At 66.3% G+C, this 17,907-nt stretch carries 16 protein-coding genes; 13 read left to right on the forward strand and 3 right to left on the reverse strand.

Features of this window, described 5'->3' with window-relative positions; translation table 11 throughout:
• Both MYCSM_RS11585 and MYCSM_RS11590 read right to left on the reverse strand, forming a co-directional pair.
• Positions 1–1,683, reverse strand: coding sequence for a cytochrome c biogenesis protein DipZ (locus MYCSM_RS11585; RefSeq protein ID WP_015306338.1), 1,683 nt, complete (start codon positions 1,681–1,683; stop codon positions 1–3).
• Positions 1,684–1,748: 65 nt separating this feature from the next.
• Positions 1,749–2,420: a fasciclin domain-containing protein gene (locus tag MYCSM_RS11590; protein ID WP_015306339.1), complete on the reverse strand. Its 672-nt coding sequence runs from the start codon at positions 2,418–2,420 to the stop codon at positions 1,749–1,751.
• Between the two features lie 207 nt (positions 2,421–2,627).
• Here MYCSM_RS11590 and dxr point away from each other — a divergent pair, with 207 nt between their 5' ends.
• From dxr to MYCSM_RS11635, 9 genes are all read left to right on the forward strand, one after another.
• Positions 2,628–3,839 carry a 1-deoxy-D-xylulose-5-phosphate reductoisomerase gene (gene dxr, locus MYCSM_RS11595; protein WP_015306340.1) on the forward strand — a complete coding sequence of 404 codons (1,212 nt, stop codon included), beginning with the start codon at positions 2,628–2,630 and terminating at the stop codon, positions 3,837–3,839.
• Entirely contained in the window at positions 3,839–5,065 is a 1,227-nt protein-coding gene (locus tag MYCSM_RS11600; protein WP_041313838.1) for a M50 family metallopeptidase, read from the forward strand. The genes dxr and MYCSM_RS11600 overlap by 1 nt, the downstream gene beginning before the upstream one ends.
• Positions 5,066–5,074: 9 nt before the next feature.
• Positions 5,075–6,229, forward strand: coding sequence for a flavodoxin-dependent (E)-4-hydroxy-3-methylbut-2-enyl-diphosphate synthase (ispG, locus tag MYCSM_RS11605; protein ID WP_015306342.1), 1,155 nt, complete (start codon positions 5,075–5,077; stop codon positions 6,227–6,229).
• A gap of 54 nt (positions 6,230–6,283) precedes the next feature.
• On the forward strand, positions 6,284–7,138 hold the full coding sequence (locus MYCSM_RS11610) for a GNAT family N-acetyltransferase (protein ID WP_015306343.1): 855 nt from the start codon (positions 6,284–6,286) through the stop codon (positions 7,136–7,138).
• 11 nt (positions 7,139–7,149) lie between these two features.
• The gene (locus MYCSM_RS11615; protein ID WP_015306344.1) at positions 7,150–7,809 is read left to right on the forward strand and encodes a GNAT family N-acetyltransferase; all 660 of its coding nucleotides are present in this window, start codon (positions 7,150–7,152) and stop codon (positions 7,807–7,809) included.
• A gap of 111 nt (positions 7,810–7,920) precedes the next feature.
• The gene (locus MYCSM_RS11620) at positions 7,921–9,735 is read left to right on the forward strand and encodes a penicillin-binding transpeptidase domain-containing protein (protein WP_015306345.1); all 1,815 of its coding nucleotides are present in this window, start codon (positions 7,921–7,923) and stop codon (positions 9,733–9,735) included.
• 34 nt (positions 9,736–9,769) lie between these two features.
• Positions 9,770–10,351: a DUF1707 SHOCT-like domain-containing protein gene (locus tag MYCSM_RS11625; protein ID WP_015306346.1), complete on the forward strand. Its 582-nt coding sequence runs from the start codon at positions 9,770–9,772 to the stop codon at positions 10,349–10,351.
• 76 nt (positions 10,352–10,427) lie between these two features.
• On the forward strand, positions 10,428–11,285 hold the full coding sequence (gene map, locus MYCSM_RS11630) for a type I methionyl aminopeptidase (RefSeq protein ID WP_015306347.1): 858 nt from the start codon (positions 10,428–10,430) through the stop codon (positions 11,283–11,285).
• A 79-nt stretch (positions 11,286–11,364) separates the two neighbouring features.
• Positions 11,365–12,840 carry a cobyric acid synthase gene (locus MYCSM_RS11635; RefSeq protein ID WP_015306348.1) on the forward strand — a complete coding sequence of 492 codons (1,476 nt, stop codon included), beginning with the start codon at positions 11,365–11,367 and terminating at the stop codon, positions 12,838–12,840.
• Here MYCSM_RS11635 and MYCSM_RS11640 read toward each other — a convergent pair.
• Complete coding sequence (locus MYCSM_RS11640) at positions 12,821–13,855, reverse strand: LacI family DNA-binding transcriptional regulator (RefSeq protein ID WP_015306349.1); 1,035 nt, start codon at positions 13,853–13,855, stop codon at positions 12,821–12,823. The two genes, MYCSM_RS11635 and MYCSM_RS11640, sit on opposite strands and share 20 nt — an antisense overlap.
• A 154-nt stretch (positions 13,856–14,009) precedes the next feature.
• On the opposite strand from MYCSM_RS11640, the gene MYCSM_RS11645 reads away from it, so the two are divergent.
• The 4 genes from MYCSM_RS11645 to MYCSM_RS11660 are packed head-to-tail and all read left to right on the forward strand — an operon-like array spanning position 14,010 to position 17,906.
• On the forward strand, positions 14,010–15,029 hold the full coding sequence (locus MYCSM_RS11645; RefSeq protein WP_015306350.1) for a class I mannose-6-phosphate isomerase: 1,020 nt from the start codon (positions 14,010–14,012) through the stop codon (positions 15,027–15,029).
• Complete coding sequence (locus MYCSM_RS11650) at positions 15,026–15,790, forward strand: ATP-binding cassette domain-containing protein (protein ID WP_015306351.1); 765 nt, start codon at positions 15,026–15,028, stop codon at positions 15,788–15,790. The genes MYCSM_RS11645 and MYCSM_RS11650 overlap by 4 nt, the downstream gene beginning before the upstream one ends.
• Positions 15,787–16,869, forward strand: coding sequence for an ABC transporter permease (locus MYCSM_RS11655; RefSeq protein ID WP_015306352.1), 1,083 nt, complete (start codon positions 15,787–15,789; stop codon positions 16,867–16,869). Before MYCSM_RS11650 ends, MYCSM_RS11655 begins: the two co-directional genes overlap by 4 nt.
• On the forward strand, positions 16,866–17,906 hold the full coding sequence (locus tag MYCSM_RS11660) for an ABC transporter substrate-binding protein (protein ID WP_015306353.1): 1,041 nt from the start codon (positions 16,866–16,868) through the stop codon (positions 17,904–17,906). The genes MYCSM_RS11655 and MYCSM_RS11660 overlap by 4 nt, the downstream gene beginning before the upstream one ends.
• The last annotated feature ends 1 nt before the right edge of the window (position 17,907 follow it).

The following is a 17,907-nucleotide window of genomic DNA, read 5'->3' on the forward strand; positions in this document are numbered from 1 at the left end:
CTACCCGAAGGTGAATGAAAACGCTTGCAGCCCTTGGCTCAACTGCACCTCGAGGGTGTTGCGATTGACCTCGTCGTCGGCGGCAATCTGGCGCAGGGCAGGGGGACCGCTGACCGGTATCTGCATGGACTCGCCGTCGCGGGTGACGGTCACCGTGCCCGTCCCACCGATCACCAGGTAGACGTTGCGGGCGCGGTAGTTCAGTTCGATGCTCGAGTGTGCAGCGTTGGCCGTCGCGCCCTGATAGTCCAGCTTCCAATCGCCTTTGTAGGCGAACGTGTCGTCGGGCAGGCGCGTCGGATATTCGTAGGTCGTTGCGCCCTCGTCATAGCTACCGGTGCCGCCATAGTTCACCACCTTGCCGACGCCCAGATAGGTCTCCGGCGTCAGATCCGGTGGCGGAGTCGTGTCAGCGGCGTCGGTGGGAGCCGGCAGTTTGATGCCCGGGTGCGCGTCGGAAAGCAGTTGGCGGATAATGGTTTCCGTTTGCGCGTAGTCGCCCTCGCCGAATTTGATGTGGCGCACAGTTCCGTTGGCGTCGATCAGATACTTGGCGGGCCAATACCGGTTGCGGTAGTTGCTCCACGTCGAGTAGTTAGGATCGAGCGCGACCGGATAGGTGATGCCAAGATCTCTGGCGCCGCCGGCGACGTTGGCGGGTACGCGCTCGAACGCGTACTCCGGTGTGTGCACACCGATCACCTCTAGGCCGGCGTCCTTATAGGCGTGATACCAGTCGACGATGTGGGGGATGGCGCGCTGGCAGTTGATGCACGAGTATGCCCAGAAGTCGACGATAACGACCTTGCCCCGCCGCGATTTCAGGTCGACCGCGGCTCCGTTCGGCGTGTTCAGCCAGCCGGTGATCCCGGTTAGGTCGGGGGCGGTACCGCAGCTCTCCAGCTCGGGCGCGCCGTTGGTGCAGTTGGACAGCTCCTTGTTCTGGTCGTTGACAAGGCCGCCCAGGTTGAGCTTTTCGCGCAGTTGCGCGTCGCCGCCGACGGTTTCCTGAAGTTTGGCGGTGTAGTCGGGGATCGCGCGTTGCAGCGCGGCGGGCAGGTTGAACACCAGTGCCACGGCGAGCAGGATCGTGACAATGCCTGCAGCGATTCGGATTTCGCCTTGGCGTCGGCGAAACGCCGCCACGCGTTCTGAGACACGGCGGCCTGCCAACGCGAAGAACAACAGCGGCAGCGCGGCACCGACCGCGAACGACAGTGTGAGCGCCACAGTCGGTAGACCGACGGTGCCCGTCGCGCCCGCGATCACGATGGCCGCCAGCACGGGGCCCGCGCACGGCACGTACAGCACGCCAAGCGCCAGGCCGAGCCCGAAACCGCCACTGCCGGAACCGAATTGCTTCTGCGGCAGCCGTGAGAACGGCTTCTCCAGCAGCGCTTCGACTCTCGGGAAGATCAGGCCGACGCCGATCGCCGCCAATGCCACCAACGCGACCCAGCGGATCGCGTCCTGCGGCAGGTGCAGGAGCGACAGCAGCGCCGAGCCGACAAGCGTGACTATTGAGAAGCTCAGCACCAGGCCGCCGATCACGCGGTACGGTCGCGCTTTCGGCTGGCCGGCCTGGGCGCCGGAGAAGAAGATGACTGGCAGCACCGGCAGGATGCACGGCGAGATGCCGGTGATCACACCACCGAGAAAGCCGATGAGAGCGAGTGTGAACATGGGGGCGCTCTTCTTATGGCCGAGCTGGGCCTGCTCGCGCGAGGCCCAGCTCGGGGAGTCGGGGCCTAGGCGGCCGGGGGCATCAGGACGGTGTCGATGAGATACACGGTCGCGTTGGCGGTGCGGACGCCGCCGCACACCACGCCTGCGTTGTTGACCTTCAGGTTGTTACCCATGCCGGTCACGTCGACCTGGCCGCCCTGCACGGTCTTGTGCATGCCGACGACCTGAGCGGGGCTCGCCTGTCCGGGCACCACGTGATAGGTCAGGATGCTGCTTAGCAGATTCGAGTCTGTCTTCAGCTTCTCGATGGTGGCCGGGTCGATCTTCGCGAATGCCGCGTCGGTCGGTGCGAACACCGTGAACTGGCTACCGTTGAGGGTGTCGACGAGATTCACGTTGGGGTTGAGCTTGCCCGACAAGGCGGCGGTCAGCGTGGTCAGCAGCGGGTTGTTCGACGCCGCCACCGCCACCGGATCCTGCGCCATGCCGGTCACCGAGCCGGGGCCGGTGGGGTTCTGCGCGGCGTAGTCGGCGCAACCCGGTCCGACCAGACCGGCGCCGGGGTCCATCGGCTGATCCATGGGCTTGGGCGCGGCGCTGCTGGCCGCCATCGTCGAGCTGGTGACGGACGCCGGAGCGGCAGTGGACGAGTCGCTCGAACACGCCGAGAGGCCCAGTACCGCGACCGCGGTCAGGCCTGCCACCGAGATTGCTTGACGGTGAATGATTTTCATGACGTTGTGACTCCCTTGTCGTGACGGGCGTGGTGCCCGCCTTTGTGTTGACGAAGGGGATTCGGCGTGAGGCCCGTCATGGATGGAAGCCGACCGCTGACGTCACATTTGCGTCACACTTTCCTTTCTCCCAATCGCGAACGTGGGTTACCCGCACGCCTCAGCGGCTTTTTGCGTGCGGGTAACCCACGTTCGCGGGCGTTGCGGATGCGGGACAATGGGTCGGTGAGTACCGGCGGGCAGGACCGAAGCGACCGGGGAATCAACCGCGTCCGGGTGCTGATACTCGGCAGCACCGGCTCGATCGGCACCCAGGCGCTGGACGTCATCGCCGCCAACCCCGACCGCTTCGAGGTCGTCGGGCTGGCGGCGGGCGGCGGTAACCCGGACCTGCTGGCCCAGCAGCGCGCCGAGACCGGCGTGACGAACATTGCCGTTGCCGATGACGCCGCGGCCGCCAAGGTCGGCGACGTGACCTACGCCGGGCCCGACGCCGCCACCCAGCTCGTCGAGAACACCGAAGCCGACGTGGTGCTCAACGCGCTGGTCGGCGCGCTCGGGCTCAAGCCAACCCTGGCCGCACTCGGCACCGGCGCACGGCTGGCGCTGGCGAACAAGGAGTCGCTGGTCGCCGGCGGGCCGTTGGTGCTCAAGGCCGCCAAGCCGGGCCAGATCGTGCCCGTCGACTCCGAACATTCCGCGATGGCGCAGTGCCTACGCGGCGGTACTCCCGACGAGGTGGCCAAGATCGTGCTGACCGCGTCGGGCGGGCCGTTCCGCGGCTGGCCGGCCGAGCGGCTCGAGGACGTTACCCCCGAGCAGGCCGGCGCGCATCCCACCTGGTCGATGGGCCCGATGAACACGCTGAATTCGGCGTCGCTGGTGAACAAGGGTCTGGAGCTGATCGAGACGCACCTGCTGTTCGGCATCCCGTATGACCGCATCGAAGTCGTGGTCCACCCGCAGTCGATCGTGCACTCCATGGTCACCTTCACCGACGGCTCGACGCTGGCGCAGGCCAGCCCGCCGGATATGAAGCTGCCCATCGCCCTTGCCCTTGGCTGGCCGTCTCGGGTCGCCAACGCGGCCCTGGCCTGTGACTTCTCCACAGCTTCGACCTGGGATTTCGAGCCGCTGGATGCCGCAGTGTTTCCGGCCGTGGAGCTGGCGAAAACGGCGGGCACGAAGGGCGGCTGCCTGACCGCGGTCTACAACGCCGCCAACGAGGAGGCCGCCGCGGCGTTCCTCGACGGCCGGATCCGGTTCCCCGCGATCGTGCGGACGATTGCCGAGGTCCTGCGCGCTGCCGACCAGTGGGCCGCCCAACCCGCTACCGTGGAAGACGTACTTGATGCGCAACACTGGGCCCGCGACCGGGCAAAGGGCGCAGTTTCCCGGGAGGTCGTCACCACCAAATGATGATGTGGATCATCGGCGTCGCGCTGTTCGCGCTCTTCATCTTGATGTCGGTGGCGTTGCACGAATGCGGGCACATGTGGGCGGCGCGCGCGACCGGCATGAAGGTGCGACGCTACTTCGTCGGCTTCGGCCCGACGCTGTGGTCGACGCGTCGGCCCAACAAGCTCGGTTACACCGAATACGGCGTCAAGGCCGTACCGCTCGGCGGCTTCTGCGACATCGCGGGCATGACCGCGATCGACGAGATCGCCCCCGAGGACCAGCCCTACGCGATGTACAAGCAGAAGACCTGGAAGCGGGTGCTGGTGCTGTTTGCGGGCCCGGCCATGAACTTCGTCATCGGCCTGGTACTCATCTACGGCATGGCGTTGATGTGGGGGCTGCCGAACCTGCATCCCCAACCCGCCGCCTACGTCAGCGAAACCTCTTGTGTCGCACCGCAACTCAGCAAGGACCAGATGGGCCATTGCGAGGGCATCGGACCCGCGGCCGCGGCGGGCATCAAGGCGGGCGACATCATCGTCAAGGTCGGCGACAAGGACGTCTCCAACCCCGATCAGATGGTCGCCGCCGTTCGCGCGCTGAACGGGCCGGCGCAGTTCGTCGTCGAACGCGACGGCACCAAGTTCACCACCATGGTCGACGTCACCCGCACGCAGCGGTGGACCTCCAAGGACGCGCAGGCACCCAGCACCGTGTCCGCCGTCGGCATCTCTGCCGCCGAGTTCGGCCCCGTCAAGTACAAGCAGTTCAACCCGGTCACCGCAATACCGGGCACTGTCGCGTTCACCGGCGACCTGGCCGTCGAACTGGGCAAATCGCTGGCGAAGATCCCCACCAAGATCGGCGCGCTGGTGCACTCCATCGGCGGTGGCGAACGCGATCCGGAGACACCGATCAGCGTCGTCGGCGCATCGATCATCGGCGGCGACGCGTTCGAGCACGGCTTTTTCATGGCGTTCTGGTTCTTCCTGGCTCAGCTGAACTTCGTGCTCGGCGCCATCAACCTGGTGCCGCTGCTGCCGTTCGACGGTGGACACATCGCGATTGCCGTATTCGAGAAGATCCGCAATATGATTCGCAAGGCGCGCGGCATCCTGCCCGCGGCCCCGGTGAACTATCTCAAGCTCATGCCGGCCACCTACGTCATCCTGGTCGTGGTCATCGGCTATATGGCGCTGACGGTGACCGCTGACTTCGTCAACCCGATCAGACCGTTCCAGTAGGAGACACAAATGTCCGTCGGCTTAGGTATGCCGGCCCCGCCTGTTCCCACCCTTGCGCCGCGTCGCAAGACCCGCCAGCTGATGGTCGGCAACGTCGGCGTTGGCAGCGACCATCCGATCGCGGTGCAGTCCATGTGCACCACCAAGACCCACGACATCAACTCCACGCTGCAGCAGATCGCCGAGCTGACGGCGTCCGGCTGCGACATCGTCCGGGTGGCGTGCCCGCGACAGGAGGACGCCGACGCGCTGTCCGAGATCGCCAAACACAGCCAGATCCCGGTGATTGCCGACATCCACTTCCAGCCGAAGTACATCTTCGCCGCGATCGACGCCGGCTGCGCCGCGGTGCGCGTAAACCCCGGCAATATCAAGGAATTCGACGGCCGGGTGGCCGAAGTGGCCAAGGCCGCGGGGGCCGCGGGCATCCCGATCCGTATCGGGGTCAACGCCGGAAGCCTCGACAAACGGTTCATGGAGAAGTACGGCAAGGCCACGCCTGAGGCGCTCGTCGAATCCGCGCTGTGGGAGGCCTCGCTGTTCGAGGAGCATGGCTTCGGCGACATCAAGATCAGCGTCAAGCACAACGACCCGGTGATCATGGTCGCCGCCTACGAGCAGTTGGCCGCGCAGTGCGACTACCCGCTTCACCTCGGTGTCACCGAGGCAGGCCCCGCCTTCCAGGGCACCATCAAGTCCGCGGTCGCGTTCGGGGCGTTGCTGTCGCGCGGCATCGGCGACACGATCCGGGTGTCGCTGTCGGCGCCGCCGATCGAAGAGGTCAAGGTCGGCAACCAGATTCTCGAGTCGCTGAACCTGCGGCCGCGAAAACTGGAGATCGTGTCGTGTCCGTCGTGCGGACGCGCGCAGGTCGACGTCTACACCTTGGCCAACGAAGTCAGCGCCGGCCTGGAAGGCATGGAGGTGCCGCTGCGCGTTGCTGTGATGGGTTGCGTTGTCAACGGACCCGGCGAAGCGCGCGAGGCGGACCTCGGCGTCGCGTCCGGCAACGGCAAGGGGCAGATCTTCGTCAAGGGCGAAGTGATCAAGACCGTGCCGGAGGCGCAGATCGTAGAGACATTGATCGAAGAGGCCCTGCGGATTGCAGAAGAGCGCGGCGACGAAACATCTGCCAGCGGTTCGCCGATTGTGACCGTAAGCTGAGCATGACCCTGTGAGCGGGGTCACCGCCCCCGGGAACGGTTAGAAAGAGTCTCCATGTCGGCTCCGCCGCTATTCCGCCTCGTCGACGAGCGACGGGTGTCGGTGGTGCGTGACGCTGCGGCGGTACGCCAGGTGCTCGACGAGGATCCCGTCGGTAGCTGCATGGTGGCGTCGCGGGTCGCCGAGCACGGCGTCGAGCCGTCCGCGATCGGCGGCGAGCTGTGGACGCGGCGACGGGTCAGCGAATCTCTCTGCTACGCAGGTGCGAACCTGATCCCATTGCGCGGTGACCTCACCGATCTAAATGCCTTTGCGGACAAGGCAATGAGCACCGCGCGCCGCTGCTCGTCGCTGGTGGGCCGCGCCGAATACGTGATGCCGATGTGGCGGCGCCTCGAGCATGCGTGGGGTCCGGCGCGCGACGTCCGCGAACATCAACCGCTCATGGCCCTCAGCGGGGCACCGCAATCGTCGATGGATCCTGCGGTGCGCCCGGTGCGCGTCGACGAACTCGACGCCTACCTGGTGGCAGCCATCGACATGTTCATCGGCGAAGTCGGCATCGACCCGCGCACCGGCGACGGCGGCCGCGGCTACCGGCGGCGCGTCGCAGGCCTGATCGCCGCCGGCCGGGCATGGGCGCGCTTCGAGCGCGGCCAGGTGGTGTTCAAGGCCGAAGTCGGATCGCAGTCGCCGTCAGTCGGGCAGATCCAGGGCGTCTGGGTACACCCTGATTGGCGCGGGCGCGGACTCGGCACCGCGGGCACCGCCACCCTCGCGTCGGCGGTGGTGCGCAGCGGCCGCATCGCCAGCCTGTACGTCAACGACTTCAACACCGTCGCCCGCGCTACCTACGCGCGCATCGGATTCGAACAGGTCGGCAGCTTCTCCACGGTGTTGCTGGACTAACGTCGACCGGTATGACGGAGCAGGACAACAAGGTCGAGCGCAGGGAGATCGCCCGCGCAATGGTACGAGCGCTCGAATGCAGGCACGAACTGCTCGACGCCGTCGTCGAATCAGAGGACTACGACACCGCGATCGAGGCGATCGCCACCCTCGTCGGCACGTCGCAGGTCGCCGCCGAAGCGGTGCTCCGGTTGTCGTTCGACCGGCTCACAAGGGTCTCGCGAGACAGGATCGCGGCCGAACTCGAGGACCTCAACAGCCAACTCAGTTTCATGGCTGAACATCAAGCGAGCCTCGGCAACAACCTGGTGCTGCGCCCGTTCGCGGCGGACAAGGACCGCGACCTCTTCGCCGCGCGTACCGACGATGTACGCGCGGCCGGCGACGGCTCGGGCGCGCCTCCCGGTGACCTCGACGACGAGATTCGCGCTGCCCTGGGCCGGGTCGACGCCGAAGAGGCAGCGTGGCTGGTGGCCATCGACGGTTCCGACAAGGTCGGCATGGTGTTCGGCGAGTTGTCCAGCGGTGAGGTCAACGTCCGGGTCTGGATCCACCCCGCCTACCGCAAGCAGGGCTACGGCACGGCAGCGCTGCGCAAATCACGCTCGGAGATGGCCGCGTACTTCCCGGCGGTGCCACTGGTAGTGCGTGCCCCTGCCGCCGGCTCCTGAGCACCGCCGATTTCTGCCTGAGGGTCGTGGAATTCGAAGGATCGCGACCCTGACGCAGAATTCGGTGCGCCTCCACGCGATTCAGGTCTCAGGTTCGTAACATCAGCCTCAATGGCAACATCGCTCTCAATTGCAACACGTGCGACCACTCTGCTGACGGTCGTGACCCTGGCAGTGACGCTCAACGCGTGCACCCCGAAACCGAACGGCCCCGAACCGATCGCCGAGAAGTTTTTCGCCGCGCTGGCGACTGGCGACACCGCGGCCGCCGCGGAGCTGGCCGACAAACCGGCCGACGCCAGGGCGGCGCTCAACGAGGCGTGGGCCGGGCTGCAGGCCAAGCGGTTGGACGCGCAGATCCTCGGCTCTAAGTACGCCGAGGACACCGGCAGCATTGCTTACCGCTACACCTGGCACCTGCCGAAGAATCGGACGTGGACCTACGACGGGCAGCTGAACATGGTGCGCGAGGAAGGCAAGTGGGAGGTCCGGTGGAGCACCACCGGGTTGCACCCGCGACTCGGCGAACACCAGACCTTCGCGCTGCGCGCCGACCCGCCGCGTCGGGCGTCGGTCAACGAGCATGGTGGCACCGACGTGTTGGTGCCCGGCAACCTCTATCACTTTGAGCTGGACGCGAAATCGGCTGGCGCAGCACTGATGTCGACAGCCAGAGCGGTGGCCGACGCGCTGCGGCCGTTCGACAACACGCTGGATCCGCAGCGGCTGGCCGAACAGGCCAGCTCGTCGAAGACCCCGCTGAGCCTGATCACGTTGCGCCAGTCCGACCACGATCGGGTGGCCGGCGCGATCGGGGCGCTGCCCGGTGTCGTGGTGACGCCCCAGGCCGACTTGCTGCCCACTGACGACTCGTTCGCGCCCGACATCATCAATCAGGTCAAGAGCGCGGTGCTCGACGATCTCGACGGCCAGGCCGGCTGGCGGGTCGTCAGCTTGAACCAGAACGGTGCCGACGTCGACGTGCTCAACGAGGTCGCGGGAGCACCTGCGCCGTCGGTCACCATCAGCCTGGATCGGGCCGTGCAGAACGCGGCGCAGGGCGCCGTCAACACGACCGGCAAGAAGGCGATGATCGTCGTGATCAAGCCGTCGACGGGGGAGATCCTGGCCGTTGCGCAGAACGGCTCTGCCGACACGGAGGGACCGCTCGCGACCACCGGTCTGTACCCACCCGGGTCGACGTTCAAGATCATCACCGCGGGCGCTGCCATCGACCGCGATATGGCCACCCCCAACACACTGCTTGGCTGCCCGGGGACGATCGACATCGGCCAACGCACCATCCCGAACTACGGCGGCTTCGACCTCGGCACGGTGCCGATGTCGCGGGCGTTCGCGAGTTCGTGCAACACCACGTTCGCGGAGCTTGCGAGCAGGATGCCGCCGCGCGGGTTGACGATGGCTGCGGCGCAGTACGGGATCGGCCCCGACTACCAGATCGAGGGCATCAGTACGGTTTCCGGTTCTGTTCCGCCGACGGTGAACCTGGCCGAGCGCACCGAGGACGGTTTCGGCCAGGGCAAGGTGTTGGTCAGCCCGTTCGGGATGGCGTTGGCCGCCGCGACCGTCGCCGCAGGGAAAACGCCTGTGCCGCAACTGATTGAGGGTCGACATACCGTCATCACGGGGGACCGCACCCCGATCACGCCGAAGATGCTCGACGGGCTGCGACCGATGATGCGGCTGGTGGTCACCAACGGCACCGCCAAGGATCTCGATGGTTCCGGCGACGTGCGCGGCAAGACCGGTGAGGCGGAATTCAACGGTGGCTCGCACGCGTGGTTCGCCGGGTACCGCGGGGACATGGCGTTCGCGGCGCTGATCGTCGGCGGCGGGTCGTCGGAGTACGCGGTGCGGATGCTCAAGGGCATGTTCGGTCAGCTACCGCCGGACTATCTGGCCTGAGTGGATTGCGCCGGCGGTACCGTTGGTTGCGGCTATGACGGACATCAACGGTGAATACGCGATGCGCATCTCGGATGCGGACCGCAACGGCACGTTGCGGCGGCTGCACAATGCTGTCGCGCTCGGACTGATCGACATCGACGAGTTCGAGGAGCGCTCAGCGCTGGTGTCGCAGGCCAGGCTGCGCACCGATCTGGACTCGCTCGTCGGCGACCTGCCAGGACCGGGCGCGATCGTCACCACCGCCACCGACCGGGTGGAGCTTCGCGGGGTGCTGGGCTCGCTCAAGCGCCAGGGGGAGTGGATCGTGCCGACCCGGCTGGCCCTGCACCGGCGGATGGGCTCAGTGGATTTGGACCTGACCCGGGCGCGGTTCGCAGGCCCGATGGTCGTCGTGGAACTCGACCTGAAGTTCGGCGGGTTGGATCTGCGACTGCCTGATGGTGCGAGCGCATCGATCGACGACGTCGAAGTCATTGTCGGCAGCGCGCACGACCACCGCAAGGATGCGCCCGCCGAAGGCAGGCCACACGTCATCCTCACCGGCAAAGTGGTGTGCGGATCGGTCGACATCCGCGGACCACGCCGATCATTTCGGTTCGGCCGCGCTACTTGAGCGGCTCGTCCAGTCGAGCGCCGCTCGGGGTCGCTGTCGGTTTCTGCCACCTACAGGCTGCAGCTACTCTGGCGTCATGCCTGTTCGCACCGCCCTTCGCCCCGGCGTGGTCTCACCGACGCTGCCGGTGCCCCGTTCGATCGCACTTCCGGAATACGCGTGGAAGCCGACCGTCAAAGAGGGCAGCGAGCCGTGGGTACAGACGCCCGAGGTGATCGAGAAGATGCGTGTCGCGGGCCGCATCGCCGCGGGCGCGCTTACCGAGGCGGGTAAGGCCGTAGCTCCCGGGGTTACCACCGATGAGTTGGACCGCATCGCCCACGAGTACATGATCGACCACGGGGCCTACCCATCGACGCTCGGCTACAAGGGCTACCCGAAGTCCTGCTGCACGTCGCTGAACGAGATCATCTGCCACGGCATCCCGGACTCGACGGTCATCGAGGACGGCGACATCGTCAACATCGACGTCACCGCTTATCTCGACGGGGTGCACGGCGACACCAACGCCACCTTCCTGGCGGGCAACGTGTCCGAGGAGCATCGCCTGCTCGTCGAGCGCACCCACGAGGCGACGATGCGCGCGATCAAGGCCGTCAAACCGGGCAGGCAGCTCTCCGTCGTCGGCCGGGTCATCGAGTCGTATGCAAATCGGTTCGGCTACAACGTCGTTCGTGATTTCACCGGACACGGCATCGGCACCACCTTTCACAACGGGTTGGTGGTGCTGCACTACGATCAGCCTGCTGTCGAGACCGTGTTGGAGCCAGGGATGACGTTCACCATCGAGCCGATGATCAACCTCGGCGCACTGGACTACGAGATCTGGGACGACGGTTGGACTGTCGCCACCGTCGACAAGAAGTGGACCGCGCAGTTCGAGCACACCCTGGTGGTCACCGACGACGGCGCGGAGATCCTGACCCAGCTGTGAGACTTCCCCCGTGAGCAGACGCAAACTGCCCCGACACGCCGAGAAAAAGGGGCACTTTGCGTCTGCTCGCGGGAGAAAAGTGACCACCAACGGCGCGCTGCTGGTCGCTGGCACCACGTCGGACGCCGGGAAATCCATGGTCGTTGCGGGGCTGTGTCGGCTGTTGGCGCGCAAGGGTATTCGGGTAGCGCCGTTCAAGGCGCAGAATATGTCCAACAATTCGGCCGTCACCGTCGAGGGCGGGGAGATCGGCCGAGCGCAGGCCATGCAGGCCCGCGCCGCCGGTCTGCCACCCAGCGTCCGCTTCAATCCCATCCTGCTCAAGCCGGGCAGCGATCGCACCTCACAGCTGGTGCTGCGCGGTCAGGTCGTTGACACCGTCGGCGCAGGAGACTACTTCACCCATCGCGCCCGGCTCGCCGCCGTTGTGGCCGACGAATTACATTCGCTGCGAAGCGAATTCGACGCGGTGATCTGCGAAGGGGCCGGCTCACCCGCCGAGATCAATCTGCGGGCAACCGATCTGGCGAATATGGGACTGGCGCGCGCTGCGGAGCTGCCCGTCATCGTGGTGGGTGACATCGACCGCGGTGGGCTGCTGGCCCACCTGCACGGCACCCTCGCGGTGCTTGAACCCGACGACCAGCGACTGATCTCTGGCTTCGTGGTCAACAAGTTCCGCGGCGATCCCGGCCTGCTCGCCCCAGGACTCGAGCAACTGCGACAGCTGACCGGCCGCCCCACCTACGGCGTCATTCCCTACACCGACGGCCTGTGGCTGGACACCGAGGACTCGTTGTCCGTGCACGGCTCGCTCGGTGCTCCTCAGCCACCGCGGGGTACAGACTGGCTGAGGGTGGCCGCGATCCGGCTGCCCCGCATCTCGAATTCCACCGACGTCGAGGCGCTGGCCTGCGAACCCGGTGTGCTGGTGCGGTGGGTGACCGATGTCGCCGACCTCGCCGACGCTGACGTGGTGGTGCTCCCGGGCAGTAAGGCCACCGTCTCCGACCTGGTCTGGCTGCGCGAGCGCGGGCTCGCCGACGGCATCGTCACCCACGCCACAGCGGGCAAGCCGGTGCTGGGCATCTGCGGCGGATTCCAGATGCTGTGTGCGCGTATCGATGATCCGGTGGAGTCCAAGGCCGGCGCGGTCGAAGGCCTCGCGCTGCTCGACGCCGACATCGCGTTTGCGCCCCAGAAGACGTTGCGGCACTGGGAAACCCCACTGCAGGGCTACGAAATCCACCACGGCCAACTGCAGCGCCACACCGAGGACGACTGGCTGGCTGTCGGTATCCGGAGCGGACACGTCTACGGAACGCACTGGCACGGAGTGTTGGATAACAACGACTTCCGCCGCGAGTGGCTTACAGAGGTGGGAAAGCCGGGATTCATCGTCGCCGACGAAATCGACGTGGCGGCGCGCCGCGACGCGCAGCTCGACGTGATGGCCGATCTGCTGACGGCGCATACCGACGTCGACGCCGTTCTGGGCTTGCTCGAACACGGTCCGCCGCGGCGGCCGACCATCGTCACGACGCTGCGGGGCTGACCACGTCCGGGTGTCCGGCGCGCACCCTTTCGCCGGGCATCGCACACGATGCCCGCGTCACGAGTGAAACCGGCAGAATTGTCTGCCTTCGCAGTCGCCGGGTGGGATGGTCCAGTCGCGTGAAGAGCCGGTCGGCGGCAAAACGTCCCATCTCGTCGCCGTCCTGATGGATGACCGTGACAGCGGGTTTCAACGCCGCGGCGGTGGGAAAGTCGCCGAAGCCCACTATTCCAATGTCCTTGCGCCGCAATGTCTGCAGTGCCGTAACGATGGCTATCGTGACGCGGGCGTTCGATGAGAACACCGCGCTCGGCGGGCCCGGTGCAACCAGCATGCGACGCAACTCGGCCGTCAACGTCGACGCGTCGATGGCGCCGACATGTGTGAGGTCGGGGCGTTGCGGCAGACCGGCCTCGTCCAGCGCATTCTGTAAACCCTTGAGCCGCAACAGCCCCGTCACGGTGTCGTCACCCATGAAGGCGATGGCCCGATGTCCGTGCGAAATCAGGTGCCGCGCAGCGTCATACCCACCGCCGACGTCGTCCTGCAGTACGGTGTCGGCGGTCAGCCGGCCCGGTTCCCGGTCGACGAACACCAGTGGGGTGCGCTTCTGCCATGGCCGCAGGTACGACATGTCCCTGCCGACGGGGCAGATGATCATTCCCGCGACCTGACGCTTCAAGACGGCTTCGATCGACTGTTGCTCGTGCGAGGGCTCCCAGCCGACGGCGGTCACGATGACCGCGACGCCTCGCCTGCTCGCCTCGCGCTCGACGGCGCCGATGATGCTGGCGAAGAACGGGTCGGCGACGCCGGGTACCGCGACGCCGATGGCTGCGTCGCGACCGCTACGAAAGGTCACAGCGAGCATGTTGGGCACGTATTGCAGCTCGTCGATCGCCCGCTCGACTCGTTCCCGGACGTCCGCGGAGACGTAACGGTCGTTGTTGACCACGCGCGAAACCGTCTTGGCGCTCACCCCCGCCCGGTGCGCTACATCGCGCATGGTCGCCATCCAGCATCCTTTCGCGGTCGGTCAGCGGCCAGTATGTCACCGATGTCAGACCGAAGACCCGGAAATTTCTGACACCGGTGACATAGCCGTGAATGTGGCGTACTGTCCGGCAGAAGTGATCCAGGTAACAGCCCAAAGGAGGCCCCGGAAGACTGTGCGACCCCAGCTCCTGCCTCCCAATGTGGTGCGGCATTGGTATTCGGGCGGGCCGAAACTGGCCGCGTGGCGCGGTCTGCCTCCGGCCGGTGACCACTCGCCGGAAGAATGGGTGGGCGCGACGGTGTCGCGCTTCGGTGCGCCGGACCTCGGACCCGCGAGGTTGGCCGACGGCACGCTGTTGCGCGAAGCGGTTTGCGCGGACCCCACGGCTTGGCTCGGGCGCGACGATGGAGTCCCCGGCGACACCGGTGTGCTGGTCAAGCTGCTGCACGCCGGCCAGCGTCTTCCCGTCCATGTGCATCCGACGCGCGAGTACGCCTCGCGCCATCTCGGCTGCCCCTACGGAAAGACCGAGGCGTGGTACATCCTGGAAGCGGACGCCGATGCCGCGGTGTGGGTCGGATGGCGCGAAGAGGTCGGCCAGGACCGGCTCTCGCGTTTCGTCGAGACGCAGGATGCCGAGGCGATGCTTTCGCTCATGCACCGGGTACCCGTGCGACCGGGCGACGGTGTGCTGGTGCCGGGCGGAACCCCGCACGCGATCGGCGCAGGCATCCTTCTCGTCGAGGCGCAGGAACCCACCGACCAGTCAATCCTGTTGGAGCGCACCAACACTACGGCCTCCGACGACGAAATCTTTCTCGGGCTCACCCGCGACGTTGCGTTATCGGTCGTCGAGGCGACAGCAGTACCCGATATCGCGACGCTGACGCGGCACACGGGCCCCGACATCGCCGGTCTCGTCGAGGTGCTACCGGAAGCGGCGGACCCGTTCTTCCGCATGCAGCTCCTGACGCCCGGCGTCGAAGTACCTGCGGGATTCGCGGTCGCCGTCGTGCTGTCCGGAGCGGGCGCGCTGAAAGCCGCGCACGGCGAGGCCGTCGACGTCGAACGCGGCCAAACGCTCGTCGTCCCAGCGGCTGCGGGGGACTGGGCCGTCGGCGGTGACGCGCGGCTGCTGGTCTGCAGGCCCGGCACCAGTTGGCCGCCAAATGGTAAGGGAGACATCGCATGACCGCGTTGCTGGAAGCACGCGCCGTCTCACGCAGCTTCGGCCACGTCCGCGCGCTGGACAGGGCGGACTTCGACATCTGTCCCGGTGAGGTGGTCGGCTTGGTCGGCGACAACGGCGCAGGCAAGTCGACGCTCATCAAGGCGTTGTCCGGCAGCCTCGAGCTGGATGAGGGCGAGATCTATTTCGACGGTGAGCCGGTGCGCCTGTCGTCGCCGCGGCACGCCAACGACCTCGGCATCGAGGTGGTGTACCAGGACTTGGCCCTCGCCCCGCACCTCAACCCTGTCCAAAACGTCTTCTTGGGTCGGGAGATCGCCCGCAAGGGTTTCCTGGGCCACCTCGGCTTCATGGACGAAAAGGAGATGCGCCGCCAGGCCGCTGCGTCGTTCAAGGAGCTCGGCGCGACGGTGCGGTCGTTGAATTCGCCCGTCGGCTCGATGTCTGGTGGCCAGCGTCAAGGCATAGCCATCGCAAGGGCCATCGCCTGGGCAGACAAAGTTGTCATCCTCGACGAACCGACCGCGGCGCTTGGCGTAGTCCAGACCCAGAATGTCCTTGAGTCGGTGAAGCGGGTGCGCGACAAGGGAATTGCAGTGATATTCATCAGCCACTCGATGCCGCACGTACTCGAAGTGTGCGACCGCATCCAGGTGCTGCGTCTCGGACGGCGCGTCGCCACGTACCCAGGCCACACCACGACGGTCGAAACGTTGGTCGGCGCCATGACCGGAGCCCTCGACACGAAAGAGGGTGCGGCATGAGCACTCTCGCCAACCGGCAGGCCGCCGTCGAGCAGGACGAATTCGACGGTTCGCAATCGGTGCTGAAACGCATTGTCGGACTTCAAGCCTTCTGGATTCTCGGCGTCCTCATCGTCATCTGTCTGTTCTTCACGGTGATCGCGGGTGATCGTTTTCTCTCGGCGGGCAACTTTTCGCTGATTTCGCAGAACGTCGCCGTCTGGGCCGTGCTCGGTGTCGGGATGACGTTCGTGATCATCACCTCGGGCATCGACCTGTCCGTCGGTTCGGTATTGGTGTTCTCGTCGGTGGTCGCCGCCAAGGTGATGGAAGCCTTGGGCGGCAATGGATTTGGCGTGGCTGCTGCAGGCGTCGCAGCGGCGATCCTGTCAGGCATGGCGTGGGGCGTCGTCAACGGTGTGCTGGTCGCCCTCGCCAAGGTGCCCGCCTTGATCGTCACCCTGGGCACGCTGTCGGTCGCCCTCGGGCTCGCGCAGGTCTTCACCGGAGGTATTGACATCCGCTCGGTGCCCAGCGAACTGACTGATTTCAGCGCCTATACGAAGATAGTGGGCGTCCCTGGTCTGCCTTTCGTCGCGCTGGTGGTGATCGTTCTCGGCGGCATCCTGCTGCACAAGACAAGGTTCGGCCGCTACACGTATGCCATCGGCAGCAACGAGGAGGCCGCGCGTAGGACCGGCATCAAGGTGACTAGACACCTGGTGGCCGTCTACGCCCTTGCGGGCACGCTGGCCGGACTCGGCGCGCTGCTCTCACTCGCCCAGTACGGCACGACGACGATCGCGGGCCAGTCGCTGACGAACCTGAACGTCATTGCGGCCGTGGTCATCGGCGGCACCTCGATCTTCGGCGGCTTCGGCACCATCTTCGGCACCGTCGTCGGCCTGTTCATCCCCGCGGTGCTGCAATCCGGGTTCGTCATCATCGGCGTCCAACCCTTCTGGCAGGGCGTCGCGGTCGGCTCGGTGCTCATCGCCGCCGTCTACGTCGACCAAACACGCCGCGCCGCGGCGATGCGCAGTGCGCGGTCTCGGGGCCTCTTCAAACGCAACGGGTCGAAACGAAAGGAAAGCCAGTGAACCGTAAGCGAGTGACCGGTGCGATGGGCGTGGTGGTGCTCACGCTGTCGATAGCGAGTTGTACCTCCTTCAAGCCGCAGTCGAGCGGATCCGGCCAAACCTCAGGCGACGCAAAACCTGCTGCCGCCGCGACCACAGTCACGCCGCCACCCAAGGCCACCAAGGACTACAACATCCAACTCCTGCAGGGTGTGATCGGCGACCAGTTCTACATCACGATGCAGTGCGGCGCGCAAGAAGAGGCGGCCAAGCTCGGCGTCACCGTGAAGACGCAAGGCCCGCAGAAGTTCGACCCGACATTGCAGAAGCCGATCCTGGATTCAATCGTCGCAGGCCGGCCCGATGCGCTGCTGGTCGCGCCCACCGACGTTCAGGCCATGCAGCAGCCGCTCGAGCAGGCCGCCGCGGCCGGTATCAAGGTGGTGCTCGTCGACACCACGACAAACGACCCGTCCTATGCGGCGTCGTCGATCGCCAGTGACAACGAGGGCGGCGGCAAGGCTGCGTTCGACGCGATCAAGCAATTGCATCCCGAGGGCGGCAAGGTGATGGTGATGAACGTCGATCCCGGCATCTCCACCACCGATGCGCGCGCGAAGGGTTTCGAGGACGCGGTCAAGGCCGACGGCAAGTTCACCTACGTCGGCGCGCAGTACAGCCACGACGACCCGGCGACCGCGGCACAACTCGTCGGCGCCCAGCTGCAAAAGGACCCGGATCTCGTCGGCATCTTCGCCACGAACATCTTCTCCGCCGAAGGCTCGGCTACCGGCGTCAAGCAGGCCGGCAAGAGCGGCCAGGTGAAGATCGTCGGCTTCGACGCCGGCCCGAACCAGATCCAGGCGCTGAAGGACGGCACCGTGCAGGCCCTCGTCGCGCAGGAGCCCGGGATCATCGGTAAATACGGCGTCGACGAGGCGGTGACGGCTCTCGATGGTGGCCAGAACACCAAGAAGGTGCAGACCGGCTTCACCATCATCACGCAGGAGAACCTCAACGGCGAAGGCGGTGCGGCGGCCTACAAGTCGAGCTGCTGAA

The organism is Mycobacterium sp. JS623 (genome assembly GCF_000328565.1).
GTDB lineage: Bacteria > Actinomycetota > Actinomycetes > Mycobacteriales > Mycobacteriaceae > Mycobacterium.

Bases quoted from the DNA above. Each gene is read 5' to 3' on its own strand.
- MYCSM_RS11600 (WP_041313838.1), top strand. From the start codon at position 3,839: ATGATGTGGATCATCGGCGTCGCGCTGTTCGCGCTCTTCATCTTGATG.
- MYCSM_RS11625 (WP_015306346.1), top strand. From the start codon at position 9,770: ATGACGGACATCAACGGTGAATACGCGATGCGCATCTCGGATGCGGAC.
- MYCSM_RS11590 (WP_015306339.1), bottom strand. From the start codon at position 2,420: ATGAAAATCATTCACCGTCAAGCAATCTCGGTGGCAGGCCTGACCGCG.
- MYCSM_RS11650 (WP_015306351.1), top strand. From the start codon at position 15,026: ATGACCGCGTTGCTGGAAGCACGCGCCGTCTCACGCAGCTTCGGCCAC.
- MYCSM_RS11655 (WP_015306352.1), top strand. From the start codon at position 15,787: ATGAGCACTCTCGCCAACCGGCAGGCCGCCGTCGAGCAGGACGAATTC.
- MYCSM_RS11610 (WP_015306343.1), top strand. From the start codon at position 6,284: ATGTCGGCTCCGCCGCTATTCCGCCTCGTCGACGAGCGACGGGTGTCG.
- map (WP_015306347.1), top strand. From the start codon at position 10,428: ATGCCTGTTCGCACCGCCCTTCGCCCCGGCGTGGTCTCACCGACGCTG.
- ispG (WP_015306342.1), top strand. From the start codon at position 5,075: ATGTCCGTCGGCTTAGGTATGCCGGCCCCGCCTGTTCCCACCCTTGCG.
- MYCSM_RS11620 (WP_015306345.1), top strand. From the start codon at position 7,921: ATGGCAACATCGCTCTCAATTGCAACACGTGCGACCACTCTGCTGACG.
- MYCSM_RS11640 (WP_015306349.1), bottom strand. From the start codon at position 13,855: ATGGCGACCATGCGCGATGTAGCGCACCGGGCGGGGGTGAGCGCCAAG.
- MYCSM_RS11615 (WP_015306344.1), top strand. From the start codon at position 7,150: ATGACGGAGCAGGACAACAAGGTCGAGCGCAGGGAGATCGCCCGCGCA.
- MYCSM_RS11585 (WP_015306338.1), bottom strand. From the start codon at position 1,683: ATGTTCACACTCGCTCTCATCGGCTTTCTCGGTGGTGTGATCACCGGC.
- dxr (WP_015306340.1), top strand. From the start codon at position 2,628: ATGCGGGACAATGGGTCGGTGAGTACCGGCGGGCAGGACCGAAGCGAC.